13 protein-coding genes are annotated in these 13,738 nt (G+C 68.9%); 3 read left to right on the forward strand and 10 right to left on the reverse strand.

All coding sequences use genetic code 11. The annotated features are described in order from the left end of the window. Positions 1-64: 64 nt before the first annotated feature. From KF684_02400 to KF684_02410, 3 genes are all read right to left on the reverse strand, one after another. Positions 65-976, reverse strand: coding sequence for an ABC transporter substrate-binding protein (locus KF684_02400; protein ID MBX3351759.1), 912 nt, complete (start codon positions 974-976; stop codon positions 65-67). 31 nt (positions 977-1,007) lie between these two features. Beyond that, a complete protein-coding gene (locus KF684_02405; protein MBX3351760.1) occupies positions 1,008-1,502 on the reverse strand; it encodes a hypothetical protein in 495 nt (164 codons plus the stop codon). A gap of 142 nt (positions 1,503-1,644) precedes the next feature. Then, complete coding sequence (locus KF684_02410) at positions 1,645-2,544, reverse strand: pantoate--beta-alanine ligase (protein MBX3351761.1); 900 nt, start codon at positions 2,542-2,544, stop codon at positions 1,645-1,647. Between the two features lie 178 nt (positions 2,545-2,722). Here KF684_02410 and KF684_02415 point away from each other — a divergent pair, with 178 nt between their 5' ends. Beyond that, the gene (locus KF684_02415; protein ID MBX3351762.1) at positions 2,723-3,091 is read left to right on the forward strand and encodes an iron-sulfur cluster assembly accessory protein; all 369 of its coding nucleotides are present in this window, start codon (positions 2,723-2,725) and stop codon (positions 3,089-3,091) included. A 144-nt stretch (positions 3,092-3,235) separates the two neighbouring features. Here the strand turns inward: KF684_02415 and phoU are convergent, their stop codons facing one another. From phoU to KF684_02430, 3 genes are all read right to left on the reverse strand, one after another. Then, a complete protein-coding gene (gene phoU, locus KF684_02420) occupies positions 3,236-3,970 on the reverse strand; it encodes a phosphate signaling complex protein PhoU (GenBank protein MBX3351763.1) in 735 nt (244 codons plus the stop codon). A gap of 173 nt (positions 3,971-4,143) precedes the next feature. Beyond that, positions 4,144-6,771, reverse strand: a complete 2,628-nt coding sequence (locus KF684_02425) for a tetratricopeptide repeat protein (protein MBX3351764.1) — start codon at positions 6,769-6,771, stop codon at positions 4,144-4,146. Continuing rightward, positions 6,761-7,345, reverse strand: a complete 585-nt coding sequence (locus KF684_02430; protein ID MBX3351765.1) for a sigma-70 family RNA polymerase sigma factor — start codon at positions 7,343-7,345, stop codon at positions 6,761-6,763. The genes KF684_02425 and KF684_02430 overlap by 11 nt, the downstream gene beginning before the upstream one ends. A 237-nt stretch (positions 7,346-7,582) precedes the next feature. On the opposite strand from KF684_02430, the gene KF684_02435 reads away from it, so the two are divergent. After that, complete coding sequence (locus KF684_02435; protein MBX3351766.1) at positions 7,583-9,190, forward strand: right-handed parallel beta-helix repeat-containing protein; 1,608 nt, start codon at positions 7,583-7,585, stop codon at positions 9,188-9,190. Between the two features lie 50 nt (positions 9,191-9,240). Continuing rightward, on the forward strand, positions 9,241-9,906 hold the full coding sequence (locus KF684_02440; protein ID MBX3351767.1) for a hypothetical protein: 666 nt from the start codon (positions 9,241-9,243) through the stop codon (positions 9,904-9,906). Between the two features lie 137 nt (positions 9,907-10,043). On the opposite strand, the gene ispG is transcribed toward KF684_02440, so the two are convergent. Genes ispG through KF684_02460 form a run of 4 tightly spaced genes read right to left on the reverse strand, consistent with a single transcriptional unit; the run spans position 10,044 to position 13,577 of the window. After that, positions 10,044-11,369, reverse strand: a complete 1,326-nt coding sequence (gene ispG / locus KF684_02445; GenBank protein ID MBX3351768.1) for a flavodoxin-dependent (E)-4-hydroxy-3-methylbut-2-enyl-diphosphate synthase — start codon at positions 11,367-11,369, stop codon at positions 10,044-10,046. Between the two features lie 5 nt (positions 11,370-11,374). Further along, a complete protein-coding gene (locus KF684_02450) occupies positions 11,375-12,097 on the reverse strand; it encodes a hypothetical protein (GenBank protein ID MBX3351769.1) in 723 nt (240 codons plus the stop codon). A gap of 11 nt (positions 12,098-12,108) precedes the next feature. Next, complete coding sequence (locus tag KF684_02455; GenBank protein ID MBX3351770.1) at positions 12,109-12,849, reverse strand: hypothetical protein; 741 nt, start codon at positions 12,847-12,849, stop codon at positions 12,109-12,111. Next, on the reverse strand, positions 12,846-13,577 hold the full coding sequence (locus KF684_02460; GenBank protein MBX3351771.1) for a hypothetical protein: 732 nt from the start codon (positions 13,575-13,577) through the stop codon (positions 12,846-12,848). The genes KF684_02455 and KF684_02460 overlap by 4 nt, the downstream gene beginning before the upstream one ends. Between the last annotated feature and the right edge of the window lie 161 nt (positions 13,578-13,738).

A 13,738-nucleotide genomic window follows, 5' to 3' on the forward strand; every position in this document is an offset into this window, starting at 1 on the left:
GTGGGCGAGGTGTGGCGCGAGTCGTCGCGCGAGGGGCGTGATCGTACGCGCGGCGAGCGGGTGGTCAGAGCGGGCGGACGACATCCACCACGCCCGGATCGGGGCAGAGACCCGCCGCCGCTCCGGACTTGAGGAACCGGAGGATGGCGTCCGCCCCTGCGACGCCCATGTCGACCGTGAGGTCGTTGACATACATGTTGACGAAGCGGTCGGTGCGTTCCTTCGAGATCCCGCGGCCGTAGCCCATCGCGACCTCAAGCCCTGTCTCGCGCTGCGCCATCGCGTGGGACACCGAGTCACGCAAGACCCCTGCCAGCACGCGCATCGCGTCGTCGCCCAGCGCTGGGCGGAGCCGGTCGGCAAGGTCTCGCCGGGCCAGGTTCAGCCCCAGCGGCAGCGGCAGCCCGGTCGATTCCTTCCACCACGCGCCCATGTCGTACAGTTCGACCAGGCCCTCATCGCCGAAGGTGAGCTGGCCCTCGTGGATCACGAGCCCGACATCGGCCTTGCCGCGCACGACCTCGTCGATGATCTCTTCGAACGGGACCACGCGGGTGCGCACGCCCTCGCCCAGCATCAGCCGGAGCGTCAGGTACGCGCTGGTGCGTGTGCCGGGGATCGCGATCTCGGCGCGCCCGGCGCGAAGGTCGTCGAGCGGGAGCATGTCGCGCGCGACGAGCTTGGGCCCGTACCCGTCGCCCATGCTGGCGCCGCAGGAAGTGATCGCGTAGCGGTCTCTGGCGTGCGTGTAGGCGTGTGCCGAGCAGGCGGTGACGTCGAGGTCGCCCGTCTCCGCCGCGCGCTGGTTGAGCGACTCGATGTCGGCGGCGACCGTGGTGAAGCGCAGGCCTCGGGTGTCGATCTGCGCGTCGCGTCCGCGCTCGGCGTCGCCGAGGGGCCACCACATGAACGCGTCGTCCGGGTCGGGCGAGTGCGCGAGCGTGAGAACGGGGGCGATCGCCGGGTGCTTGGTCATCGCGCGAGCATAGCGCGTCCCGGCGCGACGCTCAGGTCTGGCCCGAACCCGGTCGCGGGAGGTCCGCTTCCCCGAGCAGGCGGAAGCCCTTCTTTCGCAGGATCTGCCCGGCGAGCACGTTGTCGTCCACGCAGATCGCGATGGTCGGCTTGCCGTTGCTGCGCAGCAGCACCGGGTACGCGAAGGAGATGTTCAATTCCGCCGCGAGCAGACTCAGGCAGAGCCCGGGCAGCGAGTGGTCGGCCCCGAACTCGACGACGAGGAGGTCGAGCTCAGAGAACGCCAGCCGGCGCGTCCGGAGAATCTCCTTCGCGGTCTTGGAACAGTTGGGGACGATGCGCACGACCGCGTGGTCGGACGCTTCGTGGACGCTGATGGCGCATATCTGGCAGTTCGCCGCCAGATCGAACGCCTCGACCAGCTCGTGGAGTTTCCCGACTTTGTTGTCAAGAAAGACGCTGAACTGGCGGACGCTTGGCGTCGAGTAGCCGCGCGCTGTCTCGATGGGGACCGATGCTTGGCTCATCCGTGCTCGTTTGGAGGGCGGCCTTGGGGGAGAGTCGCCCGGGCGGCGAGGACCGTGCCGCCCGTGGGGGTACCTCACCAGTCTACGGCGCCAGTCCGGATTCGCAACGGGTTTTTTCGGGCCTTCGCTCCCCCGGGGCCGCTCAGGCGGGCCAGGGGGCGTTGTCCAGGAGGCGGACCTCACGGTCGCCCTCCCCGAACCTGGCCGCGATGAGGGCGCGGGCGCTGGAGGTCAGCGTCGAGCGGTGGGCGCCGGGGTCCAGCGCCTCCAGAGACTCCCCCACACGCACCGTCGCGTAGTCGACCCTTGCCCCCGCCCCGTCGAGCCGGGCGCGCATCGAGGCCTCTGCCTCGCCCGGGGTCGCGCAAGCGGCGGCGTCGCACAACGCCTGAGAGATCGCCGTCGCCTGCCGGCGCGATTCCTCCGACAAAAACCGGTTGCGGCTGCTCATCGCCAGCCCGTCCGATTCCCGCACCGTTGGGCCGGGCACGATCGCGACCGACCGGATCAGCGCCGAGGGGTCGGCCGCGGCCATCGCTCGGACGACCTGGAGTTGCTGCCAGTCCTTCTCCCCGAAAACCGCGGCGACCGGCCTCGTCAGCTCGAACAGCCGACGGACCACCTGGCAGACCCCTTCGAAGTGCCCGGGCCGGTGCGCGTCCTCGAGGCCCTTGCCCACCGCCGCGCCGGGCAGCACGGGGGTCTGGACGTGCTCGCCCGGGGGATAGACGACCGCCTCTCCCGGCGCAAACACCGCGTCGGCGCCGGCGCCTTCGCAGCACGCCGCGTCGGCCTCAAGGGTGCGCGGGTAGCGTTTGTAGTCGCTCTCGACGGTGAACTGCGTGGGGTTGACGAAGATCGAGACGACGACCGGGGGTCGGGAACTGAATCCCTGGGCCCCGCCGTGGGACGCCCAGCGATCGGCGAACTCGCACGCCTGGCGCACGAGCGCCGCGTGCCCCTCGTGGAGCGCGCCCATCGTGGGGATGAGCACGCAGCCCTGGAACGAGGTCAGCCCGACTCGGTCGCGAACGATTTTCATCCGGGCAACAGTCTGCGAGGATTCTCGGGCGGTCAACCCTGCCCCCCGGGCGATTCCTACCAACAGACCCGCATCATCCGTCGTCGGAAGCCCGATGAACTCGGGCGTCGACCCGCGCGTATCATGAAACGTGGGAACGCACGACGCGTCCCCGACGCCAGGACGGAGATTGACCGCGATGTCCACCACGCAGACCCCCGAAGCCCCCTCGACGCCCGGCATCATCCTTTCCGAGACCGCCGCGCGCGAGATCAAGAGCATCATCCAGCAGCAGGAGCTCGACGCGAACGCCGTGCGCTTGCGCGTGGGCGTGAAGGGCGGCGGGTGCTCCGGCTTCTCCTACCTGCTCGACCTCACCGAGTCGCAGAAGGACACCGACGAGGTCTTCGAGCAGCACGGGCTCAAGGTCATCTGCGACCCCAAGTCCATGCTCTACCTCGCAGGCACCACCATCGACTTCCGCGACGAGATCATGGGACGCGGGTTCGTCTTCAACAACCCCAACTCCACCTCGTCCTGCGGCTGCGGCTCGTCGTTCAGCGTCTGATCGCGAACGCCACGACATCGTCATCGCCACGGGCCGAGCGAGACGCTCGGCCCGTTTCGTTTTTCACCGTGCGACGCCGGAAAATGAACACGGGCCGACGCGATGCGCCGGCCCGTGAGGCACGATCGTGTTGTTCGAAACCTCTCACATCGTCGGAGAGCCGGGCATCGTCCCGTGACGCACAATGCGACCGGTGTCCATGTAGATGATGTCCTCGCACACCGAGCCGAGCAGGTCGCTGATGCGCTCCAGCTCGCGGCTGGCGCGGAACGCCAGCATCGCGGTGCGGGCCGAGATGCGCCCCTCGTTGTCGTCCTGTTCGATCTCCTCGAACGCGCGCTTCGCGAGCACATCGAGGGTCTCGTCGCCGCGGATGATCGTCAGCGCGATCGCCGGGTCCATGCGCTGCAGCGCGCGGAGGGTCTCGTGGGCGCGGGGCAGGATGCGGTCGGCCATCTCCAGCAGCGAGGGCTGCCAGATGATCGACCCCTGCGCGCCGGCGTCCTCGCGGTCGAGATAGAGCACCGCCTTGCAGAGCCCTGTGGCATGGTCGGCGATGCGCTCGAGCTCGGCGTTGATCTTGATCACCGCCATGATGCGCCGAAGGTCTCGCGCGACGGGGTGGTGCGTGGCGATCAGGCGCAGGCACTCTTCCTCGATCCGCACTTCCTCGGCGTCGACCTCGTCGTCGCCCTTGCGAACCTCGGTCGCGGCCTCGCGGTCGACCTCGCGGAAGGCCTTGATCGCCAGCTCGACCTGACGCACCGCGAGCGCGCCCTCGTTGAGCAGGCTGCGATACAGCCCGTCCAACGCGTCGTCGAACTCGATGTGCTTGCCCGGCATCGGGTGATGCACCGGCGGCGGGACCTTGCTGGACATCCTGTCATCCTTCCGCCCAGACCAGGGCACGACCAATGAGAAAAGCATGCCCCCTCTATCGGCGAGGCGGGCGCGAACCTGAGAATGAGTCTAGACGGGCCTTCACAATTCCGGACCGGGGGCGCCCCCCCGAAACCACGCCCTCACCGAATCTTCACGCATCGCCGGCCGGTTCATCGGGGGGCTTCGCCCGGACCAGGCGCCTGCGTGGGGGCAGGGGCGCCGATGGCAGTGGGGCTATCCGGGGCGTCGAGGGCCGCGAGCTTCACCGGCTCGTCCATCGAATCGGGGGCGTAGAGCGCGCGCAGGCGCGAGACCGTCGTTCGCGTGAACGGGTGCCCCGGCCCGAGCGTCGCGAGCATGACCGAGTGCGCCCGGAGCAACGCCTCCTCCGCCTCCTCGTAGCGACCCTGCGCGCGAAGGCAGGCGCCCAGCCCGCCGTAGAGAATTCCCACGACGGGGTCGCGTTCGTCGTGCGCGCCCAGCTGGGCCTCGATCGCCTCGCGGAACAACGCCTCGGCGCGATCGAGCTCGCCGGCGTTCACAAGAAACTCGGCGTAGCTGGTCGCCGTCGCGATCGTGTCGGCGTGCCCGATCCCGAGTGTCTCGCGCTGGGCGGCGAGCGTCGCCACGTATTCCCGCTCGGCTTCTTCACGATGTCCCAGGCGATCGAGCGCGATCGCGGCGTTGCGCCGCACCGACAGCGTGTTCCGGTGCGACGCGCCGAAGACTCGCGCCGCTCGCTCGCTCGCCACGGCGTACACCCCGGCTGCCTCCTCGTGCCGACCCAGCCGACCGAGCGTGACGCCCAGACTGTTCATCACGCCGATCACGCCGGGGTGCTCTTCGCCGTGCGCGCCGACGAGCTGCGAGAGCCGCTCGCGCAGGATCGCTTCCGCCTCTTCGAGCCGACCCAGCTGCGCGAGCGCCACGGCGAGCATCGACCGAGCGTCGTGCACACCCGACCAGCCGGGGCTGGCGTCGCCGCCCTCGACCAGCTCGCGAAGCGCCCGCTCAGCGAAGGCGAACTCACCCAGCTCCATCCGGGCGACCGCCAGGCCCTCGAGGGCCGAGAGTCGCTCCCTCGCGAGCGGGTCCGTCGCGTCGGGGGGGGCGTCGGACAGCAGCCCGTCGATCGACGCGATGGAGGCGACAAACGCCGCCTCAGCGTCTCGGAGTCTGGTCTGGTCGAGCCGCAGCACGCCCAGGCGTCGCCACGCCTGCGCCGTCTCGAACGACGCGTCGCCGAACCGCTCGCGCGACAGTTCGAGGGCTCGGAGCGCCTGCGGCTCGGCGCGGTCGTACTCGCCGATTGCCCGGTAGGTGCTCCCGATCGTCCCTCGCATGGAGGCCTCGGCCGCCGGTGACAACGCGTGGCCGCCCTCGAGCCGACCCGTCGCGCCGTCGAGCGCCTCGCGCAGGAGCCCAGTGTCGCGCCCACGGGCCCGCGCCGGGTCGATCGACGCGAAGATCGTGCGCATGAACTCCACCGCGGCCCGTGATTCCTCGGCGCTGCGCTCGGCCTCGGCGCGCTGGGTCGCCTCGGCGGCGCGGGCGCGCTCGCTCGAGCGCAGACTCACCACCGAAACGACCAGCGCAACGACCAGCGCAACCGCGGCCACGCTCGCGAGCGCCGATTCCCACGGGCGCCGACGCACGAGCTTGGCCAGCGAGTACGCGAGCGTCTGGGGGCGCGCGGCGATCGGTTCCCCCCTCAGGTGACGGCGCACATCGTCGGCGAGCGCCTGCGCCGACGCGTAGCGTCGCTCGGGCTCGACGCGCAGCGCCGTCAGCACGATCGTGTCGATGTCGCCACGGAGCGTGCGTGGAAGACGCTCACGCGCCTCGCCGGAGGATTCGACCAACCGGCTCGGGCGCGTAGGGTTCTCACGCCTCGTCAGCTCGTCGACGCCCTCGCCGAAGGGGCGTCGGCCGGTCAGCATGACGCACAGGACGAGCCCCAGCGAGTACACATCGGTCGCGGTCGTCACGCGCTCGGCGCGAAGCTGCTCGGGGCTCGCGAACTGCGGCGTGAGCATCCGAAGGCCGGCGACCGTCCTGTCGGTCTCGTCGCGCGGGTCGCCCGTGAGCAGCTTCGCCACCCCGAAGTCGAGGAGCTTGGGCTCGGCGTCGTCGCCGACGAGGATGTTCGAGGGCTTGAGGTCCCGGTGCACGACGAGGTTGGTGTGGGCCGCGTGAACCGCGTCGCAGACCTTGCAGAAAAGTTCGAGCCGCTCGCGCACCGGGAGCCCTCGCTCCAGACAGAAGCGATCGATGGGCAGGCCGTCGATGTGCTCCATCACGAGGTACGGGCGCCCGTCGCCGGTCACGCCGCCGTCGAGCAGGCGGGTGATGTTGGGGTGCCGGAGATCGGCGAGCGTCTGGCGTTCGAGTCTGAACCGCGCGAGCACCTCACCCGTGTCCATCCCGCGCTTCACGACCTTGATGGCGACGCGCTGTCGGAACTGATCGTCGTCGCGCTCCGCGAGGTAGACCTCGCCCATCCCGCCGCGCCCGATCTCTCCGACCACTCGATAGCTGCCGAGTTTCTCGCCCGGAGCGAGGGTCCTCGCGTCGCTGATGTCTCGCTCGCCCTCGAAGAGCAGCGAGGCGCCCTCGTACGCCGGTCGCTCGAAGAACATCGTCGACGCGTCATGGGCCTCGAGCAGGCGCTCCACTTCAAGCGCGATCTCCGGCACGCGCCGCCGCGCGTCCTCCAGCGGCGCGCGGCGTGCTTCGGGACGCAGCTCCACGAGCGAGTCGAAGAGCTCCTCGATCTGTTTCGAGTGGTCAGTCGCCACTGGATGTCTCTCCGGTCAGCTCCTTGTAGAGCCACGCGCGGGCGAACCGCCACTCGCGCTTCACCGTCGCGGGAGACACCCCCACCGCCTGCGCCGTGTCCTCGTTGGTCAGCCCACCGAAGAAGCGAAGCTCGACGATGCGCCCCTTCTGCTCGTCCATCGCGCTCAGCCGGGTCAGCGCCTCGTCGATAGCGAGCAGGTCCTCGACCGGGTCCTCGGTCAGGATCGCGGCGCCCTCGATGGGCACCCGGCGCCGACCGCCGCCTCGCTTGTCTGTCCCCTTCCGGCGCGCGTGGTCGATGAGCACGCTGCGCATCGCGGTCGCCGCGACCGCCATGAAGTGCGCGCGACTCTCCCAGCCCTGCGCCTCGCGCGCGACGAGCCGGATGTACGCCTCGTTGACCAACGCCGTGGTCTGGAGCGTGTGCCCGGGTCGCTGCCCGCGCATATATCGCTCGGCGAGGGCGCGCAGCTCCTCGTACACGAGAGGGAGCAGTCGCTCGCGCGCGTGGGCGTCCCCGGCGCGCACCTGCGCCAGCAGCGCGGTCGTGGTGTCGGTCCTGGCGCAGGACATCCTGGCGTGCTCGCTCCTCCTCCGATTCCGTCCTCGGCTCAGCGCCCAGTATGACGACGCAAGGCCGATCTGCCAAGCGGTTTACGCGCATTTTCCCGGATGTCGCTCGCTCGACCGGAACCCTTTTTCCAAGGCCCGTGATCCTCCTCGCCCCGCGATCTCGTTTCCCCGGGTGTGGGCGCGCGTTCGCGACGCCCAGCCGAACCCGACACCAGCACTCACCAGGAGCGATCAGAGATGAACCACCGACGCCTCACCCACGCCCTTGCCGCCTGCGCCGCGCTCACGCTGCTCAGCCCGCTCGCCGCGCTCGCGGGGGACCTCAACCCGCCCCCGGGCCCGATCCAGCCGACCAACCGCGTCCAGATCAACCAGCAGACCATCGGCGCGTTCCCGTACACGATCTCCCAGCCCGGTTCCTATGTCCTCACCAGCAATATCACCGGGGTCAGCGGCGCCGACGGCATCGTCATCACCTCTCGCGATGTCGTGCTGGACCTCAACGGCTTCACCCTGCAGGGCGTCGCCGGTTCGACCGCCGGCATCCGAATCAGCGGTAACGCCGTCGCCGTCGTCAACGGACGAATCAACGGCTGGGGCGCCGAGGGCATCGCCAGCGGGTCGGCCGGCCTGGTCGTCCGCGATGTCCAGGTCTGGGAGAACGGCGCGCGCGGCATGAACCTCGGCAACAACGCGACGGTCGACAACTGCGTCGCGTTCGGCAACGCCGACTTCGGCATCCGCGTCGGCTCGTCGAGCGTCATCCGCAACTCCGTCGCGCGAGCCAACGCCGCCGGCGGCCTCCTGCTCCTGCCCGGGGGCGTGGTCACCGGCTCCACCGCCGCCGAGAACACCGGCCCCGGCATCAGCGCGCAGAACGGCGCGGTCGTCGAGAACTGCACCGTGCGCGCCAACACCGGCGAGGGCCTGTCCGTCGGCGCCAACAGCAGCGTTCGCGGAGTGAGCGCCATCCTCAATACGCTCGACGGCGTCGTCGCCGGAGTCGGTTCCTCCATCAGCGACAGCGTCGCGAGTCTCAACGGGGGCATCGGGTTCGTCGCCTTCCCGGGCGCCACCATCCACAACTGCAACGCGCAGGACAACGGGAGCCACGGCTACGAACTCGGACGCGCCACGCCCGGCCAGACCATCGTCATCCACGCCGTCACCGTCACGGGCAGCACCGCGTCCAAGAACGCAGGGCACGGCTTCTTCGCCAGCAACGCGAACGGGCCGGGGCTGTTCTCCTCGTGCAGCGCCTTCGCCAACACCCTCAACGGCTTCGATGGCACGGGCAACTACGACGCCTGCCAGTCCAACAACAACTCAGAGAACGGCTTTAACCTCGGAAACGGCTCGACGATCACCAACTCCAACGCGCGCGGCAACGGGCAGAACGGCTTCAGCGGAGGCCAGGGCACAACCGTCGTCGCCTGCACCGCCCGATTCAACAAGGGCTTCGCCGGCATCAGCGTCAGCGAGGGCGTCATCCGCGACTCCTCCGCGTTCGGCAACGACCGCCACGGCATCGCCGTCGACCGCCAGGCCCTCGTCATCAACAATAGCTGCGGCCAGAACGGCGTCGGCTCCGGCATCAACGACGGCGCGGGGATCATCGCCTCCGCCATGTTCGGCGGCACCGGCTCGCGCATCGAGGGCAACAACGTCTCCTTCAACGACATCGGCATCCGTGTCGTCGCTGGCGGCAACCACGTCCTGCGCAACACCGCCAGCGGGAACAGCGTCTCCAACTACTCGCTGACCGGCGCGAACAACGCGGGCGCGATCCTGGTCGGCGCCGGCGCCGCCGCGACCGCGGGCCCGTGGGACAACTTCTCGTTCTGACCGTTCACGAACCCCGCCACGACACGCACCACACTCGGAGGGTTCGACCAATGAAACGAACACGAACGACACTCCTCATCGCGGCGCTCGGCGCGCTCGCGACGACCCCGACCCTCGCCCAGTCCAACATCTCACCCGCGAAGAAGAACGCATGGTGCGAGAACACCGGCTGGACCAACTGGCGCGACGGCGCGAACGGCTCACAGGGCGTGCGCGTCACGCCGACCTTCCTCGACGGATTCATCTGGAGCGAGAACGCCGGCTGGATCAATGTCGGCAACACGCCCCCGGGCGGGCGCCTCTCCTACACCAACACCACCGGCCTCAACTTCGGCGTCAACATCGGCGCCGGCGGCTTCCTCAACGGATACGCCTGGGGCGAGAACATCGGCTGGATCAACTTCAACACCCAGCCCGCGCTCGGCGCCCAGGGCGCACGCTACGACCCGACCGCCCGGCTCTTCCGCGGCTACGCGTGGGGCGAAAACATCGGCTGGATCAACCTCGACGACGCCAACGCGTTCGTCGCCACCCTCTGCCCGGGCGACACCAACGGCGACGGCGTGGTCAACTTCTCCGACCTCAACACCGTCCTCACCAACTTCGGCATGTCCGGCGCGCCAGGCAGCGTCCCCGGCGACCTGAACTTCGACGGCGTCGTCAACTTCGCCGACCTCAACGAGGTCCTCAGCAACTTCGGCAACGCCTGCAACTAATCGCCCCTCGCGGCGTGCGCTTCACGGAGGCGCACGCCGTGTTTCTTTGTAGATCTTCAAGCCCAGCGGGAACACGCTCATCCGTGGCACGGCTGCGCCGTACCACGCCACCCCCATCTCCCCTCTCCACCTGCTCCCTATTCCCTTCCCCCCACCGTCACCTGCTGCACCTTCTTCGCCGCCCCCGAGGCGATCCGTTCGAAACCCGACCCCAGTTCACCGATCGGGTCCGGCGGCACGATGTCCACCTTCTTCTCGCCCAGTTTCGCCTCGCCCCGCTCGACCTTCGCCTGGAACTCGCGGCACTCGTGCAGCAGGCGGTCCAGGATCTCCGGCTCGGGCACATTCGCGACGCGCTCGCCCTGCACATAGATGATCCCGCGACGATCGCCGGCGAACACCGCGACATCCGCGCCCTCCGCCTCCCCCGGGCCGTTCACGATGCACCCCATCACCGCCACCTTCAGCGGCAGGCGGATCTCCTCCGCCAGTTTCTTCCGCACGTCCTGCACCAGCGTGAAAAGGTCCACCTGGATGCGCCCGCAGGTCGGGCACGCGATCAGGTCCACGCCCTTGCGCGGCTTCAAGCCCAGCGAATAGCACAACTCCAGACCGTCCTCCACCTCGAAGACCGGGTCGCTGGCGTACGACAGTCGGATTGTGTCGCCGATGCCCCGCGTGAGCAGGCCCGACAGCGCCGCGATGCTGCGGATCGCGCCCGTCTCGCGCGTGCCGGCGTGCGTGACGCCTAGGTGCAGCGGGTAGTCGAAGCGCTCGCTGATCTCGGCGTACACATCGATGACGAACGCCGCGTCCATCGACTTGGCGCTGATCGCGATGTCGTGGAAGTCGCGCTCGTGGAAGATGTCGAGGTATTCCTCGAGTTTGGCGATCATCACCGCCATCAGGTGGCCCTGGCGCCGGTCGGCGAAGAACGCGCCCAGTTCCTTCGCGCGCTTCTGCTTGTCCTTGCGCTCGATGATCGAGCCCTCGTTGACGCCCACGCGGATCGGGATGCCCCGCTCTTTGCACGCGTCGATCACCTCCGCCACCTGCGCGCGATCGCTGATGTTCCCCGGGTTGAGCCGGATCTTGTGCACGCCCGCCTCGACCGCCTCGAGCGCGCGCTGGAAGTGGAAGTGCACATCCGCGACGATCGGCACGCGCACCCGGGGGATGATCTCGCGCAGCGCGTCGGTGTCCTTCTTCTCGGGCACCGCGACGCGCACGACCTCGGCCCCCGCCGCGGCCATCTTGTGGATCTCCGCGACGCACCGGTCGACCTCGTGCGTCTTCCCGGCGGTCATCGTCTGCACGACCACAGGCGCCGGCCCGCCTTCTTCGGGTGACGACGCCAGCGTCGCGTTGGGGTGCCTCTTCGTGGGCGCCCCGCCGCCGATGCGGACGAAGCCGACGCGCTCATCGCCGAGAACGATCTGACGGGTTGGTCTGCGTGGGAACATGGGATTCATGGTAGGTTCGAGCCGGGAAGGGGTTTGGAGGCGTCGCCCTTCCAGCGCAGGTGCACCGCGACGCCGACGACGAACACCACCGCCAGTGGAGAGAGCGACGCGCCCACGACGACCCACCGGGGAACACTCGACCAGATCGAGGTCGCCGGCAGCCAGTGCGACAGGACCACGACCCACGGCAGCGGCAGGAACCACACCGTCGCGATATCCATCGCCGCGTAGGCGCGCCTGAACGAAACCGACGCCCCGAGCGCCGCCGCCGCCCCGGTCACCAGCAGGCCGAGCACGCACGCGATGAGGAAAAACAGAAACCCCAGCACGACCGACACGCCCGCCGCGATGGCCACGCTCCACAGCACGAGCCAGAAGTCTCCCGAGAACACTGCCGAAACAGCGCCGACAACCAGCATCAGCGCGCCGGCCAGCACACCCGCCGCCACGCAGTTCAGCATCGCGAGCGACGCGCGGTCGGAAAGATCCGGGTTGATCCCGTCCGCGGTGCGCAGCGGGTCGAGGAACGCGGCGCGAACAAAGCCCAGGTAGTCGCGCGTGCTCCAGGTCCGCTGCACCGCCAGCCCCGGCGGCGCGGCGAGCGACTCGTCGAGCGACACGCCGCACTCGGGACAGACGAATTCGCCCTCGCGGGCGCGATCGGCGACGAGGGACGCGATGTCGTAGCCGCAGGAGAAACAACGCATCTCCCGTGGGAGGGTGGGCATGTGTACGTCGCTCATTCGGCCTCCTCCCCCACTCGTCGAAAGACGAATACTGCGACGAAGGAAGCCACGAGGGGCACTACAACGAGCAGAACGATCGCAGTCCAAAGATACCCACGCGGGTCCTGCCACGCGTATGTCCCCGCGATTTTGTCAACACACATATACACCAACATCACGACCGGAATAATCGCTGACCAAGGTATGAGCCACGAAGATGCGACATCGGTCGCCAACCGCGATCGCCATGGCGCATGGCCCATCCGGGCATCTTCGAAAAGCCGAAGGACAGCGAGCGTAGCGGCAGAAATCATGACCGCGCCAACGAAGTGAGCCGCGACTGCGCCCAAACCAACAAGCATCAGCAGGACGAAGGTATCAAGATCGAACCCGCTGCTGTACCGAGTGATCGAGCCAAAGAATGTCGCGATCGCCATCAGCGACATGCACAGAACCGCCGCCGCACGGCAATTCGCCTTCCACACATTCCCCGCGTGTGGGAGCGAAGCGCGAGCAATCAGGTTCAATGGCTCAAAGATCGCAGAGCAAGTCCATGCGACATGCCCGCGGAAGCTCCACCGGTGCTGAATGTGCAGTCCGGGAAGATTGAGCGACGGGAGACAATCACGCAGGTCATGCCCGCACTCCGGGCACACGCCCGGCTCGTCTGAGCCTCGAAGCTCGACCAGCGACGCGATGTCGTACTCACACGACAGGCATCGCAGCGCCATGTTGCCCTCGAGTCCGACGCTCATACCTCTTCTTTCGGCTCCGCCGCCGCCCGGTTCGCGAACTTCATCTTCCTCCACCCCAGCCACGCCAGCGCCTCGAACCCCACCAGCCCCGCCAGCGGGCCGGCGGCATAGGCCAGCGCCATCCACCACCACGGCGCGTTCACCCACGCCAGCGCGCCGGGCGACGACAGACTCCGGAAATAGACATACTCCGCCGCCATCACCGGGGCCGCCAGCAGCCAGCCGATCGACGCGTGCGCCACGATCGCCCCGGAGGTGTCGCGCGTGATGCGCCACCCGTGGCGCGCCCCGAGCACGCGCAGGCCCAGCCCCTCGATCAGCGACAGCACGACGATCGCCCCTCCGAAGGGGATCGCGAACACCCACACGCTCCACAGGAGAGTCGCCGCCGGGGAGCGCGCGCCGTCGTCCAGCGAGTCGCCGAAGAACATCGCGAACAGCACGCCGACGACATACGCGTTCGCCAGCAGGAGCCCCCACTCTCGCGAGACGCGCACCTCGTCCCAACGGCGCCCCGGGCGGCGGATCGTCCGCCAGTTCGTCTTCAGCCACGACACAAACGACGCCCGGCGCTGCCACGCCGACCCTGCGCGGTTCGACGCCAGCGACGAGGCGATCGGTCTCCCGCACTCCGGGCACGGGTCCTCGTGGGAGAGCCCGTCGAGCCGGTAGCCGCAGCCCTCGCAGAGGAGCCAGTCGGGTTGAAGCCTTTCGCGTGAGGGCGGCACGGGGGAACAGTACGGGCAATGGGCAATGGGAAGAGATGGTCCCCTCCCGCTCGCGGAAGGGGGCAGGGGGAGGGCGACCTGCGGACAATGCACCTTCCGAAGACCCTCCCCCAACCCCTCCCGCAAGCGGGAGGGGGGATGATCCATCGCCCATTCCACCC

This window comes from Phycisphaeraceae bacterium, from assembly GCA_019636675.1.
Classification (GTDB): domain Bacteria; phylum Planctomycetota; class Phycisphaerae; order Phycisphaerales; family UBA1924; genus JAHBXC01.

Coding starts and splice junctions, on each gene's coding strand:
- KF684_02400 (MBX3351759.1), bottom strand. CDS start 976: ATGACCAAGCACCCGGCGATCGCCCCCGTTCTCACGCTCGCGCACTCG.
- KF684_02405 (MBX3351760.1), bottom strand. CDS start 1,502: ATGAGCCAAGCATCGGTCCCCATCGAGACAGCGCGCGGCTACTCGACG.
- KF684_02410 (MBX3351761.1), bottom strand. CDS start 2,544: ATGAAAATCGTTCGCGACCGAGTCGGGCTGACCTCGTTCCAGGGCTGC.
- KF684_02415 (MBX3351762.1), top strand. CDS start 2,723: ATGTCCACCACGCAGACCCCCGAAGCCCCCTCGACGCCCGGCATCATC.
- phoU (MBX3351763.1), bottom strand. CDS start 3,970: ATGTCCAGCAAGGTCCCGCCGCCGGTGCATCACCCGATGCCGGGCAAG.
- KF684_02430 (MBX3351765.1), bottom strand. CDS start 7,345: ATGTCCTGCGCCAGGACCGACACCACGACCGCGCTGCTGGCGCAGGTG.
- KF684_02435 (MBX3351766.1), top strand. CDS start 7,583: ATGAACCACCGACGCCTCACCCACGCCCTTGCCGCCTGCGCCGCGCTC.
- KF684_02440 (MBX3351767.1), top strand. CDS start 9,241: ATGAAACGAACACGAACGACACTCCTCATCGCGGCGCTCGGCGCGCTC.
- ispG (MBX3351768.1), bottom strand. CDS start 11,369: ATGTTCCCACGCAGACCAACCCGTCAGATCGTTCTCGGCGATGAGCGC.
- KF684_02450 (MBX3351769.1), bottom strand. CDS start 12,097: ATGCCCACCCTCCCACGGGAGATGCGTTGTTTCTCCTGCGGCTACGAC.
- KF684_02455 (MBX3351770.1), bottom strand. CDS start 12,849: ATGAGCGTCGGACTCGAGGGCAACATGGCGCTGCGATGCCTGTCGTGT.